This is a genomic window from Alkalicoccobacillus porphyridii (assembly GCF_007293315.1).
Taxonomy (GTDB): domain Bacteria; phylum Bacillota; class Bacilli; order Bacillales; family Bacillaceae_D; genus Alkalicoccobacillus; species Alkalicoccobacillus porphyridii.
In genome coordinates, this window is record NZ_VLXZ01000014.1 from 13414 (window position 1) to 34201 (window position 20788).

A 20788-nucleotide genomic window follows, 5' to 3' on the forward strand; every position below is an offset into this window, starting at 1 on the left:
TATAGTCCGTACCTCTCACATGAAACAAGTATCACTATTCAATTTCTACTTCAATTAGCTTATCGTCTGTGTCATCAGGTGTTCCTCGACCATCTGTATTATTTGTGAGAAAGTAGAGGTTATTATCCATTACAAGCACATCTCTGATTCTTCCGTAATCCTCAATATATTCTTCTAAATTCTCTGCTTCTGTATCAAATTGATAAACCGCTTCTCCTCGGAGACCTGCCATAAACAACCAATCATCATGTGCTGCGAGTCCGGAGGGAGCCCAAGTATCATCGCCAGAATGTATAACAGGTGCTACTGTATCATTTGAGGTTTCATCTCCCTCATAATCAGGCCAGCCGTAATTATTTCCTGGCTCAATTAAATTAATTTCATCCAATGCAGTGGCCCCATGCTCAGAGCTATACATCGTACCATTATCTAACCAAGCCAAGCCTTGAGGATTTCTGTGTCCGTACGACCAAATATAAGAGTCTTCAAAAGGCATATCGTCTGGTAGAGTGCCATCAAGATTCATTTTTAATATGTTTCCAGCTAAGTTTTCTGTATCCTGTGACCATTCTGGTTCTTCGGCGTCACCAGTTGTTGCATATAGCTCTCCCTCATGGATAGCGAGACGTCCGCCATTATGGGTTGCGGCTCCGGGTATGCCTTCAATTAACTCCTCTTCTTCGGTCCAGGTATCGTTGTCCCGTGATACTTGAACGACTTTATTTGCTAGTCCATCTGTGGATTCATACGTGTAATACATGTAGGCAATCTGGTTATCCTCAAAGTCCGGATCCAAAACAAACCCGAGCAAACCCGATTCTCCTTGTTGTACAACCTCATCACTAAGCTGTAAATCTTGCTCCGTAACTTCCCCATTTACAATGGATATGAAACCCCCATCTCTTTCTGTTATTAACCATTCATCATTTATTTGCTGCATCGCCCATGGGGAATCAAGTGATTCGGCGATAACAGTCATTCCCTCCTCACCATCTGTCTCATTGTCATCAGTGATGACTCCAGATGCATCACTGTCATCTCCGTTTGTTCCGCCATTTCCATTCTCTGATTCAGTCCCACAAGCTGTTAAAAAACCTGCAGCCATTCCGTATACAATCCATTGCCTCATTAAAGAGCACCTCCTACTCGCCTATTACCTCCCTCGTATTGTTGTAAACTTGAAATACTCAGCTTTATTTTTTCCCAATGGACCAACGATAAATATGCTTAAAACATTTACATCAAGCGTAGAAGGTTGTAAAATGGACAAGATGGGCGTAAATCGTAATTAAAGCGTTATTTCGCTTGTATAGATAGATTGGAGGCTAAAAATATGCTTACTGTTCATAATGTTGGCTTACAATATGGTGATCGTAAATTATTTGATGAAGTGAATATTAAATTTACTCCTGGAAATTGCTACGGCTTAATTGGGGCAAACGGAGCTGGAAAATCAACTTTTTTAAAAATACTTTCAGGTGAAATTGAACCTCAGTCTGGTGATGTAAGCTTAAAACCAGGTCAGCGTCTAGCTGTCCTTAAGCAAAATCATTTTGAGTATGAACAAGAAGAGGTACTAAACACGGTAATGATGGGGCATCCACGTCTTTATCAAGTTATGCAAGAAAAGAATGCTATTTATATGAAGGAAGAATTCTCTGATGAGGATGGCATGAAAGCTGCTGAACTCGAAGGCGAATTTGCTGAACTAAATGGCTGGGAAGCAGAATCAGATGCCGCCGTTCTACTTAAAGGATTAGGTATTGGTGATGATCTACACTATAAAAAACTTGAGGATCTAACTGGTTCTGAACGTGTGAAAGTCCTTTTGGCTCAGGCTTTATTTGGCCAGCCGGATGTTCTTCTTCTTGATGAGCCTACCAACCACTTGGACCTTCAAGCTATTCAATGGTTAGAAGACTTCTTAATTAATTTTGATAACACAGTCGTGGTAGTCTCTCACGATCGTCACTTCTTAAATAATGTGTGTACACACATAGCCGATCTCGATTTTAGCAAAATTCAAATTTATGTCGGTAACTATGATTTCTGGTATGAGTCCAGTCAGCTTGCTTTAAAAATGGCTCAGGATAACAATAAGAAAAAAGAAGAAAAAATTAAAGAGCTACAAGGTTTTATCGCGCGATTTAGCGCTAATGCATCGAAGTCAAAACAAGCCACTTCACGAAAAAAATCGCTTGATAAAATTCAATTAGATGACATTAAACCTTCATCACGCAAATATCCGTATGTTCACTTCACACCAGAACGTGAAATTGGAAATGATTTATTACGTGTTGAAAACCTAAGCAAAACGATTGATGGCGTACAAGTGTTAAATAACATTAGCTTCACGATGAATAAGGATGACAAAATTGCTTTAGTTGGCACTCATGAGACGGCTAAAACAACCTTGTTTAAGATTTTGACTGGAGAGCTTGAACCTGATTCAGGTAGCTTTAAATGGGGGATTACTACATCTCAAGCGTATTTCCCTAAAGATAACTCTAGCTTCTTTGAAGGAAATCAGGATTCAATACTTGATTGGTTAAGACAATATTCTCCAGAGGATGATAGTGATACCTTCTTACGCGGATTCCTTGGTCGTATGCTCTTTTCTGGTGAAGAAGTACACAAAAAAGCAAATGTACTTTCCGGTGGAGAAAAGGTTCGCTGCATGCTTTCTAAGATGATGCTTAGTGGTGCGAATGTTCTCTTACTTGATGAGCCAACGAACCACTTGGATCTAGAATCAATTACAGCGGTTAACAATGGTCTCATTAATTACAAAGGATCTATGATCTTCGCTTCACATGACCAACAATTTATCCGCACCATCGCAAACCGTATCATTGAATTAACGGATGATGGGTTAATTGATAAAGAGCTTTCTTATGAGGAATACCTCGAATATCAAGCAAAAGCAGTGAAATAAAAGATTCAAAGATGTAAAAAAAGCTTGTCGACAGTCTCTTTACGTAGGACTTTCTCGATAAGCTTTTTTCATGAATTGAGAGGTCCAAGGCTTGCACTATTACAGGACTTCTTCGTATCCACTCCTCTTTCCCGATATCCGCTCCTCTTTCCCGATATCCACCCCTCTTTCCCGATATCCACCGCTCTTTCCCGATATCCGCCGTTCTTTCCCGATATCCACCGCTCTTTCCCGATATCCGCCGTTCTTTCCCGATATCTGCCTCTCTTTCCCGATATCTGCTTCTCTTTCCCGATATCCGCTTCTCTTTCCCGATATCCTCTGCTCTTCCCGATATCCGCTTCTCTTTCCCGATATCCACCGCTCTTTCCCGATATCCGCCCCTCTTTCCCGATATCCACCGTTCTTTCCCGATATCCGCTTCTCTTTCCCGATATCCACCGCTCTTTCCCGATATCCGCTTCTCTTTCCCGATATCCACCGCTCTTTCCCGATATCCGCTCCTCTTTCCCGATATCCACCCCTCTTTCCCGATATCCGCCCCTCTTTCCCGATATCCACCCCTCTTTCCCAATATCCGCCGTTCTTTCCCGATATCCGCCGCTCTTTCCCGATATCCACTCCTCTCGGCTCAACTCAACCATTTAAAAATATCATTCCTTCACTGCCCCTTCTGCTACCCCTGCCATGAATTGACGACTAAATATGATAAAGAGGATGATTAAAGGTAGGGTTGCCATCAGCGTTCCTGCCATAATCATAGCGTAATCAGTATCATAGACACCATTTAATTGAGCCAGCATTACCTGTAACGTATACTTCTCTGGACTATTTATCGTGACAAGCGGCCAGAGATAATCATTCCACACATTTATAAACGTAAAGATGCCCAAAAACGTGAGCGCCGGTCTTAACGTAGGGAGGGCAACATTCCAGTACAACCTGAACATGCTACATCCATCTAGCCTACCTGCATCCAACAATTCATCGGGAACAGACTCCTGACAGAATTGCCTGATCCAAAAAATCCCGAAAGCACTTGCTAAGCTAGGAATGATCAGCGCCTTATATGAATCAACCCATCCAAATTGAGCGATGAGTAAAAAAGATGGGACAAAGCTCATCTGTGCTGGGATCATCATCGTTAACAATAAAGCAATAAATAATAAATTTTTTCCCGGAAATTCAAATTTCGCGAATGTAAACCCTGCGAGTGAACAGAAAAACAATACACCAACAGAGGTGACTACTGATACAAACAATGTATTTCCAACAGCTTGAAAGAAATTAATATTGGCTAGCACATTACTTATATTTGTCCAAAGCTCGCCACCAAATGTTAATCGAGGCGGGAAACGTAGGATTTCACTTGTAGTGGTAGTCGCCATAACAATCAGCCAGTAAAAAGGGAAAATAGAGACAGCTACACCTAATAGTAAAACAAAATGAACGATTCCTTTCATATACCATCTATCATTTGACATAGAATCACTCTTCCTCTCCTCTTTACTTATGCACGTTGCACTAATTTCCAATTAATTAATGAAAAGAGTCCAATGATAATGAACATGACCCACGACACAGCTGATGCATAACCAAATTGACTATTTAAAAATCCTTCATTATACATATAAAGGGTCATCGTCATTCCAGCACCACCTACTCCACCACTATTGCCTAATAGGACTTGAGGTTCAGTAAAGATCTGCATAGAGCCAATGGTTGTCATGATGACGGTAAACAAAATAATTGGACGTAAGAGTGGAATTGTAATTCGGAAAAAAATTTGAATCTTATTGGCTCCATCGATAATAGCCGCCTCATACAGGCTTTTTGGAATACTTTGTAACCCAGCCAAATAAATGATGGCATTGTACCCAACGTACCTCCAAACAACCATTGAAGCGATCACCACTTTAATGAGAAAGGATGAATTCATCCATTCTAATTGAGGAATTCCTACTAGCGAGAACAGATAGTTTAAAAGACCATACTGATTACTAAAAATCGTCTCAAATATAATTGCCACGGCTACGATTGAGGTTACGTTCGTGATAAAAAACATTGTCCGGTATGTGCCACGCATGCTTAACGTAGGCAGGTTCAAAAGAAAAGCGATGATTAATGCCAAAAACAACATTGGAACGCTTGAAAGGAACCAAATCGCAAAGGTGTTTCCGACAGACCTCCAAAACGTTGGCTCTGTGATTAGATATTGAAACTGCGCTAAACCGATAAATGTCATCTCACCTAGTCCAGACCAGCTGTGAAAGGAAAGGTACAAGGAAAAAAGAATCGGAAATAAGCCAAAGATCATAAATAGAATAAAGAATGGAGAGATAAATAAATATAGCACTCTATTTTTCCAAATCTCATTCCAAAGAGACGGTTTCTCTGACCATTCTGTCTGTGTATGTGCTTCTTTCGTTTCAGTTCTACTCATCACAAATCCCCTCCTCTTTAATTAGAGTGTCTTGAAAGCTCACGTTGAACCTTTGTTTGGGCATCCTGCCAAGCTTGTTCAGGATCCTTATTAGCTCGTTCGACTAATGCTAACTCTTCGTTAAAAAATTCACGGACTGGCATATATAATTCTCCGTAATACGTAGAGGGAACTTCGGTGGCAGCAGATGCAAAGACATCCATTACGACTTGGTCTCCAAAAAACGGATCTGGTTCAGCCAGCTCTGTCGATTCGATCGTTTCAATGGTAGATGGAAACAAATCTACATCAAGGTAATGCCGCTCTTGAGCCTCTTTAGAGACAAGCCTCATTGTTATTTCTGCGGCAAGCTCCTTATGTTCAGAAGATTGCAACACCCCTAAAAAGGACCCTCCATTATTGCCTGCTCCTCCTGGCGCATGGGTAACACGCCAATTTCCTGCTGTATCTGCAGCCGCATCCTTTAAGATACCTGCTTCCCAAACCGCTCCTATAAATGAGGCGATTGATCCGTTACTTAAAGCTGCGTTTCGTTCTCCATCATTTATCCTAGCCGTCATGCTTTCTTCGTGAACCTTCATTGCGTTATCCCACGCATCACGTACAGTTCCACCATCACCAATGAACTCTTCTTCTTCTGTGAAATATTTATCAGATTGTTGTTCTAAATATTGCAAGTACGTTCGTTCTAAGTTATCAAACATGTAGACATCTAATTCTTCTTTTAATTGTCTACCTGCTTCAATATAATCGTCCCACGATTGGATCTTTTCAGCTACCTCTTCAGGTTCTGAAGGAAGTCCAGCCTCTTCAAATAAGTCCGCACGATAATATAAAACTGTTGGACCAGTATCTATTGGTAATGCAATTAGTGCGTTCGATTCAGGTGCTTCGGCAAGATTCCATTTCCAATCGAGATAGTCATCCTCCACCTCAGCAGCTCCATAATCATATAGGTTTACAAATTCCTCTTCATAAGGCAGATACTCAAATACCCAATCGTTCATGGCAACAATATCTGGCCCACTTTCAGCGATTAAAGATGTGTGCAGTTTTGTCTTATATTCGTCCCCACCTATTTTCTGCGCATTGATGGTTACACCGGGGAATTCACTCTCAACCTCTTTAATCACTTCATCACTCAAACTGCGATTCCAGTACCAGAGTGTTACTGTCGTAACGTCTGAACCCGCAGTGGAAGTAGAACAACTCGATAAAAATAACACACCACTTACAAATAATAAGCTATTTCTAATCTTTTTCATGGTGTCCCCTCCTATGATATGATAGCGCTTTCATAATTCGATATTCAAAAATGTTGGACGCACAACTTATTTTATATTAAAATGAAACCGATTACAATATTGTGTAACGAGGAGTGGTTGGCGATGAAACAAATTACAGTAAATCACGTAGAGAAACCAATTAGTTCACTAATAATGGGGTCTGATTACTTTACACCTGATAATCAGGAAACGGTAAATGGGGTCATTGAATCCTTTCTTCATATTGGAGGAAACACCATTGATACCGCCTTTATCTATGCTGGCGGAAAAAGTGAAGAAGCTATAGGTAATTGGTTGGATCAAGGGAATCGCGAAAAGCTTAATGTATGGACAAAAGGTGGTCACCCTAATCAAAATGGACACACCATTAATAAAAGAGAAATCTATGAACAGCTACAAACTAGTTTAGAACGTTTAAAAACAGATCATGTTGAGCTTTATGCTCTTCATCGTGATGATCTTTCTGTACGAGTGGAAGATATCTTAGAGTGGTTAAATGAACATGTGCAAGCTAAACGCATTCAGGCATTCGGGGCGTCTAACTGGTCAGTCGAAAGGCTTGAGGAAGCAAATGAGTATGCAGCCAAGCACGGAATGGAAGGATTTTCGTTCTCTAGTCCAAACTTGAGTTTAGCTAAGGCCAAGGAGCCATATTGGCCAGGATGTGTCAGCGCAGATCAAAAGATGATCAACTGGCATGAGCGTACGCAGTTGCCTTTATTCTCATGGTCTTCACAAGCACGTGGCTTCTTCACGGGGCGCTTTACGCGTGATCAGTTAGATAACGAAGATTTGGTGCGTGTATTTTATAATGACGATAACTGGGCAAGATATGATCGTGCAGAAGAGCTTGCTGCGAAGAAAGGCTACACTTTAATTGAAGTGGCACTTGCCTATGTACTTAATCAATCATTCCCAAGCGCTGCTATCATTGGACCTCAGAATGAAAAAGAAATGAAATCATGCGGTGAGGGTGCAAAAATTACCTTAACGGAAGATGAGGTTAAGTGGATCAATTTAAATGCTTAAAAAAAGTGGGCAAGGTCATAAATGACCTTACCCACTTTTTTACTATATAGGATCAGACTTTAATCACTTAAAACCTCTTTACTAACCGAATCTTTTTTAATCTTTCTCCACCAAAATAAAAGACTGAGTAACATCCCAAAAATCACAATAAAACCTATATGCTCCATTACGTTTTGAATTTGATCAATTAAGTGAATAAAATAAAAGCCTAATAAATAGTAAATGGTTAACCAAATGGCAGCTGTTGAAAAAGCGACCACTGCAAATGAAATAAACGAAATTGAGGAAGCTCCTACCCCTAATGGAACGGCGTGTCTAATGAAAGGAAGAAAATAACTGATAAATAAAGCCTTGTGGCCGTGTCGATTCACTAATGATCTACTTGTGTTATATGCTCGTTTCCATTTGTCCGGAATTTGTTTTCCTTGCTTGGTTAAATGATGGATTATTACGCCAACCATATACCAAATGGTTCCGTGCAACAGTATGGCCATGTAAAGAGTGACGAATGTGGACACTGCTTCTAATTGAGTCGAGGCAACTAATCCCCCGGCGATCATAAGCAATACCTCATTTGGAACTGGAAATAAAAACAACCCAATGGCGCAACAAATAAACAATGCCACATACCCGTATCCAGACATCAGGTGAACCAATTGGGCAATCCCATCCATACTCTTCATCTCCTCAGCAAATAGATACCCTTATTCTCTAAAAGGAAACCTATTCTTAAAGATAATTGAAGTTATTCTTTAAAATATTCCTTATAATATCCTCCAACCTTACCGGTGTTGTCAACAACAAAATAAAATTCCTCTGTTTCATTTTTTAATGCATACGTTTTTCCTACTGTTAACGCTCGATTGACAAGATATTTCTTTGCATCCGTGTGAATACACGTGAGCTCACGAATCGTTTCAGACGTTTCCCAATTTTTGTGTATCATTTCTAAACAGCTCCTTTGATTTAAAACATGGAAGAGAAGCTGATTTCTCAGCTTCTCTTTTGAATCGTATTATTATCCTTCTAGCAACAAGTTCTCTGGATCCTCAAGCATTTCCTTCACCTTAACCAAGAAGCTAACTGCCTCTTTTCCATCAACAATTCTGTGATCATAAGATAGGGCAATATACATCATTGGACGGTTTTCGAAAGTCGTCTCATCAATAGCAACCGGTCTCCATTGTACCTTATGCATACCAAGGATACCAACCTGCGGAGCATTTAGAATAGGTGTAGACCATAATGAACCAAATACGCCACCGTTAGTGATCGTAAAGCTTCCTCCTTGCAAATCTGATAAGGCAAGCTTATTATCACGAGCTTTTAAACCTAGCTCACGAATGCCACTTTCAATTCCAGCAAAGCCTAAACGATCCGCATCACGAACAACTGGTACTACTAATCCATCATCAGTTGAAACCGCGATACCAATGTCATAGTATTTTTTCATGACAATTTCATCGCCTTGAATTTCTGCGTTGAGTAACGGGAATTGCTTAAGTGCTCCAATAACTGCTTTTGTAAAGAAGGACATAAATCCAAGCTTCACGCCTGTTTTCTCTTGGAAGGCATCCTTATGTCTTTTACGCAGATCCATCACGTTTGTCATATCAATTTCATTAAACGTTGTTAGCATTGCTGCCGTTTGCTGCGACTCAACCAAACGTTTAGCGATGGTTTGACGACGTCTAGACATTTTGATACGCTCCACTGGTTTAGCTGGATTGTCTGCGGGCGCTTTTGTTTCTTTTTTACTCTCTTGCTTAGGCTCGTCTTTTTTAGGAGAATACGAATCCACATCTTGCTTACGAATTGTACCACCAGAAGAGATCTCTTTTAATGACACACCACGCTCTCTTGCACGTTTTCTAGCGGATGGAGTGGCTAGACGGCGCTCATCTTCAGTTGCTTCTTCCGTCGAAGCAGCTGGCTCTTCTTTCTTATCCTCTTGTTTCTTCTCTTCTTTTTGAGGCTCAGATTGTTTATCTGTTGACTCTTCTTTTTTCTCTTCCGTTTTTTCACTGCTGCCTTCAGAAGAGCCATCTGCACTCTCATCAATAACTGCAATAACTTCTCCAACTTCTACAGTGTCACCAGGCTCACGTTTTAACTCTTGAATGACACCAGAGTATTCACATGTTACTTCGATGTTGACCTTATCTGTTTCCAGCTCAGCGATATATTCTCCTTTTTTCACGTAATCGCCCACTTCTTTTAACCACTGGGCTATTGTTCCCTCTGTAATCGATTCAGCTAGTTCTGGTACTTTAATGTCAGTCATGAAAAAGGCCTCCTTAGTTTTTACGAGTAAATGTCTCGTTTACAATGCGGGATTGTTCAGTTTTGTGAGCAGAAGATACACCTTCAGCTGGACTGGAGCGATATGTCCGACCAATGTAACTTAATTCTACTTCTTCAGGTAAAATTTCTTGGATACGTGACTCCATGAATGTCCAAGCACCCATATTCTTAGGTTCTTCCTGAACCCATTTTACTTCAGTTAAGTTCGGGAAGCGTTGAAGCAGCTCCCTAATCAAACGGCGTGGGAATGGATACAGTTCCTCAATTCTTGCGATATGAACCCAGCTTGTATCTTCCTCGTTATTTTTCTTAACGTACTCATCCAGCTCTACGCCAATTTTACCGCTGCATAAAACGACACGCTGAACCTGATCCTCTTCTTTGCCAAGATTTGTATGTTCTAGTACTGGCAGAAATTCGTTATCTGTAAATTCAGCTGGTTTTGAAGAGGCTGCTTTATTACGTAATAAACTTTTTGGAGTCATAATAATTAATGGACGAACCGCGTTTTTCTGCAATATCGCTGCTTGACGACGCAAAATATGGAAGTATTGAGCCGCGGTTGTACAATTGGCTACAGTCCAGTTATTCTCAGCTGCCATTTGCAAGAAACGCTCTAGTCTAGCGCTCGAGTGCTCAGGTCCAGCTCCTTCATATCCATGTGGTAATAATAAAACAAGTCCGGATTTTTGACCCCATTTCGCGCGAGCTGCCGACACCCATTGATCAAGCATGACCTGAGCCCCATTTACAAAATCTCCAAATTGGGCTTCCCAAAGCACGAGTGTTTCTGGAGCGAATACATTATAGCCATATTCAAAACCAACCGCTGCTTGTTCGGATAATGGAGAGTTAAAGACTGAAAAGGTTGCCGCTCCGTCTTTAAATTCCTGCAATGGCGTAAAGGTTTTGTTTGATTCCCGATCGTGCAAAACTGCATGTCGGTGTGCAAACGTTCCGCGCTCTGTATCTTGTCCCGTTAATCGAATTGGTGTGCCATCTGCTAGGATCGTTGCAAAGCCAAGATATTCCCCTAATCCCCAATCAATCGCACCATTCTCAGAAAAGGCATCTAATCGGCGTTTTAGTATTTTTTCTAGCTTTTGATTTGGTTTAAAGTCCTCTGGCCATTCCATCAATTGCTCATTAATAGACTTTAAGCGGTCAAACTCTACCTGCGTTTTCACCTTAGGCAAACCATTTACAATAAAGTCAGGAGGTGAAAGCTCATGTTTATTCTCAGCTTTATTGTTTGATACAAGATCATACTCTTCTTGTAGAAGCTGGGCCTGTTCTTTGTCCAGTTTGTCTCCATAATCAGCTTCTACAGTGTTCTCTTCTTCTAGCTGACGAGCGTATAACGCACGAACGGTAGGGTGTTTACGTATTTCATCATATAAAACAGGCTGTGTGACAGCAGGCTCGTCTCCTTCGTTATGACCATAACGACGGTAGCCAATTAAATCAATTAGAAAATCTTTTTTAAATCGTTTTCTATATTCTATCGCAAGCTTGGTTACCTTCACACAGGCTTCTGCGTCATCGGCATTAACGTGTACAATTGGAATCTCAAATCCTTTAGCAGGATCACTAGCATATGTAGTCGAACGAGAATCAAAAATCTCCGTCGTATAGCCAATATTATTATTCGCAATAATATGAAGGCTTCCTCCAACATGATAGCCATTTAAACGGCTTAGATTTAATGTCTCAGTCACAACCCCCTGTCCAGGAAACGCAGCATCTCCATGAATTAAAATGGACAGTGCTTTTGATACATCCTGAGTTGGTTGTCCCTTATTCGAACGGTCTTCTTGAGCAGCACGTGCAAAACCTTCTACAATCGGGCTGACAAATTCAAGGTGACTCGGGTTGTTTGCTAGAGTGACAGTCGTGACATTCTGTTCCTTCTCCACTTGACGATTAGCACCTAAGTGATATTTAACATCACCCATCCAACCATAATTAAGGTCTTCAGAGCCATCAGATGGAGCAGTATTTTCTTTAGGAGTTTGCAGAAATTCAGAAAAAATCATATTATACGGTTTACCAAGTGTGTGGGCCAATACATTTAAACGACCTCTATGTGCCATTCCAATCAACACATTTTCTGTTCCAATTAGAATTGACTCATCGATGGATTCATCAAGCATAGGAACCAATGTATCCAGGCCTTCAATAGAGAAACGTTTTTGACCTACAAAGGTACGGTGAATAAATTTCTCAAATCCTTCAACCTCTGTTAAACGTTGAAGTAATTCTTTTTTACGTTCTGCAGAAAACTCTTCGACAAATTCACCAGATTCAACCGAGTTACGAAGCCAAATACGCTCTTCCTCGTCTTGAACATGTTCAAACTCAAAAGCGGTTGTTTTTGTGTAGCGATCCTTTAAATGAGTAATAACATCATACCCATTCCGAATATGTGATGGGGCATCCTTCATCAATAATTGTACGGGGATACGCATTAAATCTTCTTTAGTTAATTGAAATCGATCTAATCCTATAAAATCATCACTTTTCTCTGCCTTCAAAATAGGATTGATGTCAGAGACTAAATGACCTTTTGCACGAATCATATCGGCAAGTCTAACTGCACTTACCACTTTGTTCATCATGTCCGGATCAAGTGCACTTCCAGCCTCAGTGCTTGAACCTGTCGTACCTATTTGAGCTGGGGGCGGTCCCCATAATTCAAATTTCTCTCGAAGTTCTGGATCTACTGAGTTTGCATCATGTAGAAAATCCTCATATAAATCAATTACCACACCTAGGTTGGGACCATGAAACCCCTGCCAAGGCATTTCCTCATTGTTCTCCTTGCTGGACATGTGATACTAACCCCCTAGAAAGCTTATCTTCTATACAACAATAACGATAAATTTTACAACGCTTACACTTTTCAGTTTACCATGATTCGCGTGAGCACTCAAAGAATTCACGAAATTTGTTGTAAATTAGTTAAGTGTCAATTTAGAACATTAAAATTGTACGCCTTTTCATAAATAAAATCTAGCTTTTCTATTGTTTTTTTTGCTTTTACTTATAAGCTTGTAGATTTTTCATTAAACTTTATATTATTAAAGATTTCTCACCTGTTTTGCGAATGATACCACTGAATAATTTGGTTCTTTTCGTTATCCGTAAATTGATACAGCTCGCTACCGCTGTCTGCCTCCAGCAACACAACCTGTAATAATTCATTCTCCATGTTAAAAATGAGTAATGCCCCAATCTCTAATTGATTCACTTTCTCTTGAACACTTTCAAACTCTAGCTCTGTTCTAATATGTGTCCATTGCCCTTCTCTTGATCTTCTAGTTTCTTTGATCCTAGTAAATGTACACTCTTCATACTGTTCAAACAATACATCAATCATTCTTAAGCCCCTCTCCTTCAACAACAAAACAGGGCCCAATCCTGGACCCTCTCATCGTAACTATACATCTATTTCATTGTATTATAAAAAACCTTCTCTGATAAAGGCTTTCTTGAAGAGCGATGTGCGGGCTTTAATGCCTTACCTAATGATATAAGCATAATCGGCACATATCTTTTTGGGATGTCAAATGACTCCAGAAATTTCTGAGCATTAAATCCTCCCATCGGGCACGTATCAAATCCTTTAGCTTTCGCTGCTAACATCAAATTCATGGCCGCTAAAGAAGCGTTGACTAGTGCTAATTGATGACCAACCGCAGCACTGCTTTCATACGCTTTATTTATTTGATCTACCAGCAAATGTTTAACCTCACCTGACATAAACCCTGCATCAACCGCTGACTGTGTAATTGAATCAGCTTCTTTATTTGCTTCAAGATCTCCAAGAATAGCAATCACCGCAGAGGCATCTACGATTTGCTGTTGGTTATAGGCAATAGGCAGCAGTTCTTCTTGTTTGCTCTGTTCATTAATGACTAAAAAACGCCAGTGTTGCAAGTTCCATGATGAAGGGGCTAAATTTGCAGCATGAAGGATGTCTTCAAGATCTTCTTGTGAAAGAACAAAATCTGGATCGTAATTTTTAACTGAGTGTCTTTCCTCTATCGTCTGAAATAATCCTAAGTCTTCCTGTATATCTAAATTTGTCAATCCTACTCCACTCCTTAAAATATTTATCCTCGCTCACCATTATAATAAAAGGATGATTTGAAGTAAAACACAGCGATTAACTGGGATAAAAAACTTTATTAAGTAGATAATATAATTATCAAGGGAGGCGTCATATGGAGTATTCATTTCTCATGATAGAATCCAACAGTCCTTGCCTTGTCATTGCCGATCGTGTAAATGGTCGTTACGCCATTAGACTTGCGGATACAAGCGGAGAAGTTTTTTCATCTGCAGAAGAGTTGCTAAAATAGATTACATTAAACTGGAAACCAGGGTTGTTCCAGACCCCGGCTGAATACTTTACATTAATTGACGGGATACAAGAAGAGCTTATTTCTTCTTAAAAACCAATACGTACCATCCACCCTCTCGAATCACTGGAATGGATTGGTCTCGTTTAAAACCAGCTTGTTTACCATAAGAAATTAATTCCTTTTCTGTTGGAACAGGATACATTTGTTCATGGGCAGACATAAAACTATTAAACCCCGTCGCAAAACGTTGCCCATGTCTTGATCGTATTAGAGGAGTGACAATGAGAAAGATACCACCAGAAGGCAATAGGCTCTCTGCACGTTTAAATAACTTCAAACGATCTTCATATGAGAAATAGTAAAATAAATTATTCATCATAATTAACTCATATGTACTTTCGTCTGTATATTGAAGAAAATCAGCATGAATAATAGTAATGTCTGTATTTTTTGCTTTTAGTACCGCTTGCTTTTGCACTTCTTCATCTGTTTCAACACCCACTAGCCTCATATCTGAAAATTTCTGATTGAGGCGATGTAAGTAGCCTCCATGTCCACATCCGACGTCTAGCAGGCTTTTGATTTTGTGCTTCTTTACAATCTTCTCTATCTTAGGACACATGACTGACTCAAGCAGCCCCGAGGTTTGCGCTACGATATCGCCAAAGTCTTCTTCTAGTATGGCCGCCTTTTCACCTTGAACTATGTGCCGATATGTAAGCATGGTAGGAATATGGAGCTCCACCATTTCCTTTAATAACATGCCAATGGATTGATTACTAGCATCAGAAAAATATTTAACCATTTTTCTGTCGGATTGTAGTTTATTTCCCCTTTTTTTCTTTAGATGCCCTAACGCCACTCCAACTTCAATCCAACGTTCAAGTAAATCGAGACGATAATTATATTGTTCAGCTACATCGTTAGGTGTTTGGGGCTTTTGAAAAGCAGTAAATAAATGAAGACTAAATCCTAAATGCGCATGCCACACTTGGAGAAAAGGTTCGTTTTTTTTCATCCATTTTCTAGCTATCCTAACTCGATTATATTCTACTATCAACTGACTCTCCCCCATCTACTAAACCCGTTACATGTGTTTCAGATTTATTCCCTAACTTGGGGAAATCGAAACCGATACAGAATTGTTGGTTTTCAAGAATTGAGTGAGGATATATAATAAAGATTCCGTTTCAATATTTCTGATTAACTAGAGGATGTTTGGATTATGAAAAAACTAATCATCATTGTACTAACTGGGATTGTGGTATTGGTTGCAGTGTTTATTTACCTCTTTGAAGATAATAGCCAGGTAAGGCAATTTACTTATAAAACAGTGATCGGGCAGCATCAAATCCCCGAAAAGTTTCTACCAATCTATCAAGAGGCTGCTGATGAATATAATATTCCTTGGAAACTTCTTGCTTCTGTTCATCGTGTGGAGACGATCTTTTCTACAATGGATCCAATGGAAAGTCCTGTTGGGGCACTTGGTCCATTTCAATTCATGCCAAGAACATGGGTAGGCTGGTCTCACCCTGGAGGAGATGTAGGAGAATTACCTGATGATATTGATATCACAGATGTAGACCTCATAGAGGAACACAATGGTTATGGAGTTGATGTAGCAGGTAAAGGCGCTGCTGATCCTTTTGATATTTACGATTCTGCCTATGCCGCCGCATCCTATCTTGCTGATCATGGGGCATCTGATGGGGATTTAGAAGGAGCATTATATTCTTATAACCGAAGCGATGAGTATGTGGAAGAAGTAATGGGATACTATCAAGCATATAATGACGATTATGAACTGATTACGATTCCATTAGATAAAGAAGTTATTGAACAAGCGAGTTTAACTAAATAAGCGGCAGAGGAAAGCTCGGTAACCTGTGATGGGTACCGAGCTTTTTTAATATGATAGATGAATGTATTTACCGATTAGTATGCACCGCTTCTTCTTGTTCTTCTACTACTTCAATTGGCTCAATATACGTTGACTCTCTTTTCCACTGTGTTTGACTTTCTTTTGAATGATCTTGCTCAATCCCAGATAAGCTACATGCTGAAAAGATAAAAAGACACCCGACAAGCAGTAATAATCGCTTCACTATAACCAACTCTTTCTACTTAAACATATACATTAAACCGGATGTTGTTTTGTTACACTTTTGTTTATATACATTTTTTCATCTGCTTCTTTAATTAGTTCATCCATTGTATCACTCATCCCATTTCTAAAAAAGGAAAATCCACAGCTTACAGACATCGTATAAGGTTTATGAAGTAATTGACTTACTAGAATAAATGCTTCCTGTATTTTTCCCCATTTTTTTTGACCACTTTCAAGATCACAATTATGAAGAACTAAGACAAATTCGTCTCCCCCATAACGAAAAAACAAATCCTTTGGGGACATGTGGGTTTCAATAATCTGGCAGACGGACTGAATAAAACGGTCCCCTTCTGCATGACCTAGTTGATCATTCACAGCTTTCAAATTATTAATATCTAAAAAACAAATGACTAAACCAGGATCGAGTTCTTCTTGCATCATGGCTTGAAGATAGAGTAACCCGGTTCGACGATTATAACAGCTAGTGAGACTATCTTTAGAAGCATGAAAAAGTAAATCCTCTTCCTTCTCTTTTAAATGGGAAATATCAGAGAATCCTAAAAGAATACTTGGCTGTTTATTAAAATCAAGCAACTCACCATTGATAAGCAGCCATCGTTTTAATCCATTTGTTGTTTGATCACCCATGACAAAATCCTTCACCGATCCCTGCTGTTTAACCTCCTCTAAAAATTGCACCATCTCTGTTTTTTGCATAAGCTGATGAATGCTTTCTTCACCTTGATCGCCTGACAAGATTAATGCTTGATTGCTCTTAAGAATCACGTCCGAAGTATCTGCTCTTAACATAAGCAGTGGACTAGGGTTCACTTCAAACAGTGTACGGAAATTCTCTTCGCCCTGTTGTAATTCTTGTTCTTTATAGTAATGATTTCTTCGATAAAGATAATATAAGGTCACAATTAATATTGATATACTTAAAGCTGCTGATGTATTTACTAGTTTAATTAAGCTTGCTGTATCAGATAGATTTAACTGATACATGCTAATGATGAAGCCAGCATGAACTAAACACGCTATGATGCCAAATGTGAATGGTTGCAGCGGAAACACTGTGGCAACACCCATCATCAACACAATATACGAGTCTACATTTTCAGATAGACCCGAGCTATTAATGGATCCAATAACTCCTATACTTAAATAAAATGTCACGTACATATATAATATAAACAGCTTATACTTTCTTTTCAAAGACAGTTTATATGTATGAATAAGTAAGAATAAACACGCTAATAGAAATGATGACAAATGAATTAAAGCTAACCGCCATAAAGAATCGGAACTACCTATCTCTTTATATAGCTGAATATCAATGATTGTAAATAGAGGAAAAACAGCAATGACACACCAACTAATAATTCGTAACCTTTTAAAAGCTAGACTGGCTTCCTTGTTTAAGAACGCTTCATTTTTATCATTCATTTGTACATATGAGCTTTTCAACAACTTAAAAAGACGATAAAAATACCATGTACGTTTTTTTTCCATTTCCTAACCCTTTCTTGTTATTCCATTCTATTATACCATTAATATCGTCTTACCTAATTCATCTCTGTAACGATTAATGCATTATATTTCTCTGCTTTTCTGATATCATGATATACTTTTTACGCATGTTATTTAGAAAAGGAGTTGAATTCAATGGAGTTTGTAACGTTAAACAATGGATTGAAAATGCCTCAGCTAGGCTTTGGTGTGTGGCAGGTGCCAGATGAAGAAGCAACACCAGCTGTTAGCAATGCACTTGAAGTCGGTTATCGCTCTATCGATACAGCCATGATCTACGGGAATGAACGTGGAGTAGGACAAGCCCTAAAAAATTCTTCTGTTAGTCGTTCGGATCTATTTATTACAACAAAGGTTTGGAATGCTGACCAGGGATATGATTCTACAATTAAGGCATTTGACGAAAGTCTTGAACGCTTAGGTCTTGACTATGTAGATTTATATCTTATTCACTGGCCAACTCCTATGTACGACAATTATGTTGAGACTTACAAAGCAATGGAGAAGCTTTATAACGATGGTCGTGTCAAAGCGATTGGTGTCTGTAACTTTGAAATTGAGCATTTACAACGATTATTGGATGAATGTGAGGTCGTTCCAGTATTAAATCAAATTGAATGCCATCCCTATTTAGCTCAAACTGAATTAAAAGAGTTTTGTGCTAAGCATAATATTCTTGTGGAAGCTTGGAGTCCACTAATGCAAGGTGGAGACGTGTTATCTGATCCAGCTGTTGAGGAAATTGCTAAAGCTCACAATAAGACCTCTGCACAAGTAGTTCTTCGTTGGCATCTACAGAATGGGTCAGTGGTAATTCCAAAATCTGTGACCCCTTCTCGTATCCAAGAGAACTTTGATGTGTTTGATTTTACATTAACAGAAACAGAGCTTGGAAAAATAAATGAGCTTGATAACGGAACGAGACGCGGCGCTCATCCTAACGATATGGATAAGAGATAACGTTTCAATAGAATAAGTCGAAGCAAGCCAAGTGCTTGCTTCGACTTTATTTGTTAACGCAGGAATTAATTGATTGCATTTGATAATGAAAATCATTATTATATAAGAGTACTCAATTACACTTAACATAATTAATGGGGGAAAAACATGAATACATACAAAAAACGATGGGCCGTAGCTCTTTCACTAGCTTCAATCTTAACAGTAACAGCTTGCGGCTCTGACGGGGATGCCGATCAACAAGCGGATGATTCTCAATCAGGCAACCAAACAGAAGAATCTAGTGAACCACGTGTGTTAACAGATGCCATGGGCAATGAGGTTCAAATACCAGAAAACCCTGAACGAATACTCGGCTCTTATTTAGAAGACTATTTAGTAACACTTGATGAAACCCCAGTAGCTCAATGGTCTGTTGCAAATGGACCACAAGCATACCTACAAAATTTTCTTGCAGATGTTCCAACCATTACCTCAGATTTACCACCAGAGGAAGTGGCAAGCTTCAACCCTGACCTCATTTTAATTGGTGAGGAGAGTCAGGTTGAGTCAGGCTTATATGACCAATATAATCAAATTGCACCAACCTACGTCTTAGGAGATGAGATTTCAAACGACTGGCGTAAGGCGTTAGCGGAAATCGGAGATATTCTTGGGAAATCGGACGAGGCAGACCAAGCATTGGCTGAATACGATGAGTTGGTGGATGAATCCAAAGAGGATATTCAAGCTACAATCGGTGACGATAAAGTCGCTGCGCTATGGTTTGTGGCGGACACATATTATGCCGTATCACCCACTCAGTCGAGCGGTGCTACATTATTTGAAGACCTTGAACTTAATCCGGCTAATATCCACATGACCTTGCCTGAAGACAATGTTGCTCAATGGAATCCAGTTACACTTGAGGCCCTTGCAGAGCTTGATGCTGATCATTTGTTTCTGATTAATAGTAGCGAAGATTCAAGTGAAGAAGTCTTAAATGACCCAGTATGGGCAAACGTCCCTGCTGTTAGTGAGAATCAGGTATATGATATTTCAAGAGATTCATCTTGGCTTTATACAGGAATTCAAGCGCATACTCAAACCGTTCAAGAAGCTAAGGATATCTTATCTAATTAAAACTCAGAAAAAAACCAATCGCCCTCTGGTGGTTGGTTTTTTTTGAAATGCACAGATACTCCTATGATACTGCACTAACCCGCTGCTTTAGTCTTTTAAAAGTCATTAATCGCGCATGTGTAAAAAGCCACTGCCTCATCGTTTGATCCTGGATGCCAGGGGCCTCTCTCCACAACCTTTGGAATAACTTCTTCATCATTTCTTCTGTATCTTGTTTATTTTTAGTCATTCGATAAATAAAAGCGTATAAAGCGGGTTCTGTATCCGCATACAGTTCTTCAAGGGCATCAGGGTCCTTCTCTTTTATCCGATTACAAAGCTGATTGTTGTCTAGACTCATAAATAAGCTCCTCTTAGCCCTCTTCTATAAGAATGGGTCAATATCATTCATAGATACCCGATTCTTATGCGAACTTAACCTAAAGTCACTTAATTAATTTGCAAGAATGGCAACAATGGGGATAGACAAAGCCATAATAGGTATAATAATCCAATACCATCCACTAGATTTTTCTTCAACATAACTGCCCGCTTGCAGCTCCTCTACTTCCTTCTTAAGCTCATCAATTTCCTGCTGCATTTGAGCAAGCTTGATTTCGGTTTCAGACATAATCATCCTCCTTATCAATCTCATATTTAAAGTAAGTATAACTTACATCCATTTCCATCTTCAATGATTTCAATAAAAAACCTACCCTC

General features: G+C 39.4%; 22 protein-coding genes. 6 read left to right on the forward strand and 16 right to left on the reverse strand.

The window, feature by feature from the left end:
* Positions 1–34 precede the first annotated feature (34 nt).
* A complete protein-coding gene (locus FN960_RS17685) occupies positions 35–1129 on the reverse strand; it encodes a PQQ-dependent sugar dehydrogenase (RefSeq protein WP_143850194.1) in 1095 nt (364 codons plus the stop codon).
* 204 nt (positions 1130–1333) lie between these two features.
* Between FN960_RS17685 and FN960_RS17690 the strand changes: the two genes are divergently transcribed.
* Positions 1334–2935, forward strand: coding sequence for an ABC-F family ATP-binding cassette domain-containing protein (locus FN960_RS17690; protein ID WP_143850195.1), 1602 nt, complete (start codon positions 1334–1336; stop codon positions 2933–2935).
* Between the two features lie 99 nt (positions 2936–3034).
* Here the strand turns inward: FN960_RS17690 and FN960_RS17695 are convergent, their stop codons facing one another.
* From FN960_RS17695 to FN960_RS17710, 4 genes are all read right to left on the reverse strand, one after another.
* Entirely contained in the window at positions 3035–3556 is a 522-nt protein-coding gene (locus FN960_RS17695) for a hypothetical protein (protein ID WP_143850196.1), read from the reverse strand.
* 32 nt (positions 3557–3588) lie between these two features.
* Positions 3589–4419, reverse strand: a complete 831-nt coding sequence (locus FN960_RS17700; protein WP_143850197.1) for a carbohydrate ABC transporter permease — start codon at positions 4417–4419, stop codon at positions 3589–3591.
* 26 nt (positions 4420–4445) lie between these two features.
* A complete protein-coding gene (locus tag FN960_RS17705) occupies positions 4446–5252 on the reverse strand; it encodes a carbohydrate ABC transporter permease (RefSeq protein ID WP_438799901.1) in 807 nt (268 codons plus the stop codon).
* Positions 5253–5395: 143 nt separating this feature from the next.
* Positions 5396–6643, reverse strand: coding sequence for an ABC transporter substrate-binding protein (locus FN960_RS17710; RefSeq protein ID WP_143850199.1), 1248 nt, complete (start codon positions 6641–6643; stop codon positions 5396–5398).
* A 123-nt stretch (positions 6644–6766) separates the two neighbouring features.
* Between FN960_RS17710 and FN960_RS17715 the strand changes: the two genes are divergently transcribed.
* Positions 6767–7693: an aldo/keto reductase gene (locus FN960_RS17715; RefSeq protein ID WP_143850200.1), complete on the forward strand. Its 927-nt coding sequence runs from the start codon at positions 6767–6769 to the stop codon at positions 7691–7693.
* A 59-nt stretch (positions 7694–7752) separates the two neighbouring features.
* Here the strand turns inward: FN960_RS17715 and FN960_RS17720 are convergent, their stop codons facing one another.
* From FN960_RS17720 to FN960_RS17745, 6 genes are all read right to left on the reverse strand, one after another.
* Positions 7753–8367 (reverse strand): DedA family protein, encoded by a 615-nt coding sequence (locus FN960_RS17720; protein ID WP_185971091.1) that lies wholly within the window; start codon positions 8365–8367, stop codon positions 7753–7755.
* Between the two features lie 71 nt (positions 8368–8438).
* On the reverse strand, positions 8439–8639 hold the full coding sequence (locus FN960_RS17725; RefSeq protein ID WP_143850202.1) for a DUF6501 family protein: 201 nt from the start codon (positions 8637–8639) through the stop codon (positions 8439–8441).
* A 72-nt stretch (positions 8640–8711) separates the two neighbouring features.
* Entirely contained in the window at positions 8712–9977 is a 1266-nt protein-coding gene (gene sucB / locus FN960_RS17730) for a dihydrolipoyllysine-residue succinyltransferase (protein ID WP_143850203.1), read from the reverse strand.
* A 13-nt stretch (positions 9978–9990) separates the two neighbouring features.
* On the reverse strand, positions 9991–12828 hold the full coding sequence (locus FN960_RS17735) for a 2-oxoglutarate dehydrogenase E1 component (protein WP_143850204.1): 2838 nt from the start codon (positions 12826–12828) through the stop codon (positions 9991–9993).
* Between the two features lie 260 nt (positions 12829–13088).
* On the reverse strand, positions 13089–13376 hold the full coding sequence (locus FN960_RS17740) for a hypothetical protein (RefSeq protein ID WP_143850205.1): 288 nt from the start codon (positions 13374–13376) through the stop codon (positions 13089–13091).
* Between the two features lie 68 nt (positions 13377–13444).
* On the reverse strand, positions 13445–14089 hold the full coding sequence (locus FN960_RS17745; RefSeq protein ID WP_260682053.1) for a nitroreductase family protein: 645 nt from the start codon (positions 14087–14089) through the stop codon (positions 13445–13447).
* 134 nt (positions 14090–14223) lie between these two features.
* On the opposite strand from FN960_RS17745, the gene FN960_RS22925 reads away from it, so the two are divergent.
* The gene (locus FN960_RS22925) at positions 14224–14361 is read left to right on the forward strand and encodes a hypothetical protein (RefSeq protein WP_185971092.1); all 138 of its coding nucleotides are present in this window, start codon (positions 14224–14226) and stop codon (positions 14359–14361) included.
* 79 nt (positions 14362–14440) lie between these two features.
* On the opposite strand, the gene FN960_RS17750 is transcribed toward FN960_RS22925, so the two are convergent.
* The gene (locus FN960_RS17750; protein ID WP_260682054.1) at positions 14441–15424 is read right to left on the reverse strand and encodes a class I SAM-dependent methyltransferase; all 984 of its coding nucleotides are present in this window, start codon (positions 15422–15424) and stop codon (positions 14441–14443) included.
* Positions 15425–15589: 165 nt separating this feature from the next.
* On the opposite strand from FN960_RS17750, the gene FN960_RS17755 reads away from it, so the two are divergent.
* Positions 15590–16228: a lysozyme family protein gene (locus tag FN960_RS17755; RefSeq protein ID WP_143850207.1), complete on the forward strand. Its 639-nt coding sequence runs from the start codon at positions 15590–15592 to the stop codon at positions 16226–16228.
* Between the two features lie 67 nt (positions 16229–16295).
* Here FN960_RS17755 and FN960_RS22930 read toward each other — a convergent pair whose 3' ends face one another.
* Positions 16296–16472: a hypothetical protein gene (locus FN960_RS22930; protein WP_185971093.1), complete on the reverse strand. Its 177-nt coding sequence runs from the start codon at positions 16470–16472 to the stop codon at positions 16296–16298.
* Positions 16473–16504: 32 nt separating this feature from the next.
* Positions 16505–17989 (reverse strand): sensor domain-containing diguanylate cyclase, encoded by a 1485-nt coding sequence (locus FN960_RS17760; protein ID WP_143850208.1) that lies wholly within the window; start codon positions 17987–17989, stop codon positions 16505–16507.
* A gap of 153 nt (positions 17990–18142) precedes the next feature.
* Between FN960_RS17760 and FN960_RS17765 the strand changes: the two genes are divergently transcribed.
* Both FN960_RS17765 and FN960_RS17770 read left to right on the forward strand, forming a co-directional pair.
* Positions 18143–18967, forward strand: a complete 825-nt coding sequence (locus tag FN960_RS17765; RefSeq protein WP_143850209.1) for an aldo/keto reductase — start codon at positions 18143–18145, stop codon at positions 18965–18967.
* A gap of 147 nt (positions 18968–19114) precedes the next feature.
* Positions 19115–20089, forward strand: coding sequence for an ABC transporter substrate-binding protein (locus tag FN960_RS17770; protein ID WP_143850210.1), 975 nt, complete (start codon positions 19115–19117; stop codon positions 20087–20089).
* A gap of 61 nt (positions 20090–20150) precedes the next feature.
* Here the strand turns inward: FN960_RS17770 and FN960_RS17775 are convergent, their stop codons facing one another.
* The gene (locus tag FN960_RS17775; protein WP_143850211.1) at positions 20151–20429 is read right to left on the reverse strand and encodes an RNA polymerase sigma factor; all 279 of its coding nucleotides are present in this window, start codon (positions 20427–20429) and stop codon (positions 20151–20153) included.
* Positions 20430–20522: 93 nt separating this feature from the next.
* Positions 20523–20699 (reverse strand): hypothetical protein, encoded by a 177-nt coding sequence (locus FN960_RS22935; protein ID WP_185971094.1) that lies wholly within the window; start codon positions 20697–20699, stop codon positions 20523–20525.
* Positions 20700–20788 lie beyond the last annotated feature (89 nt).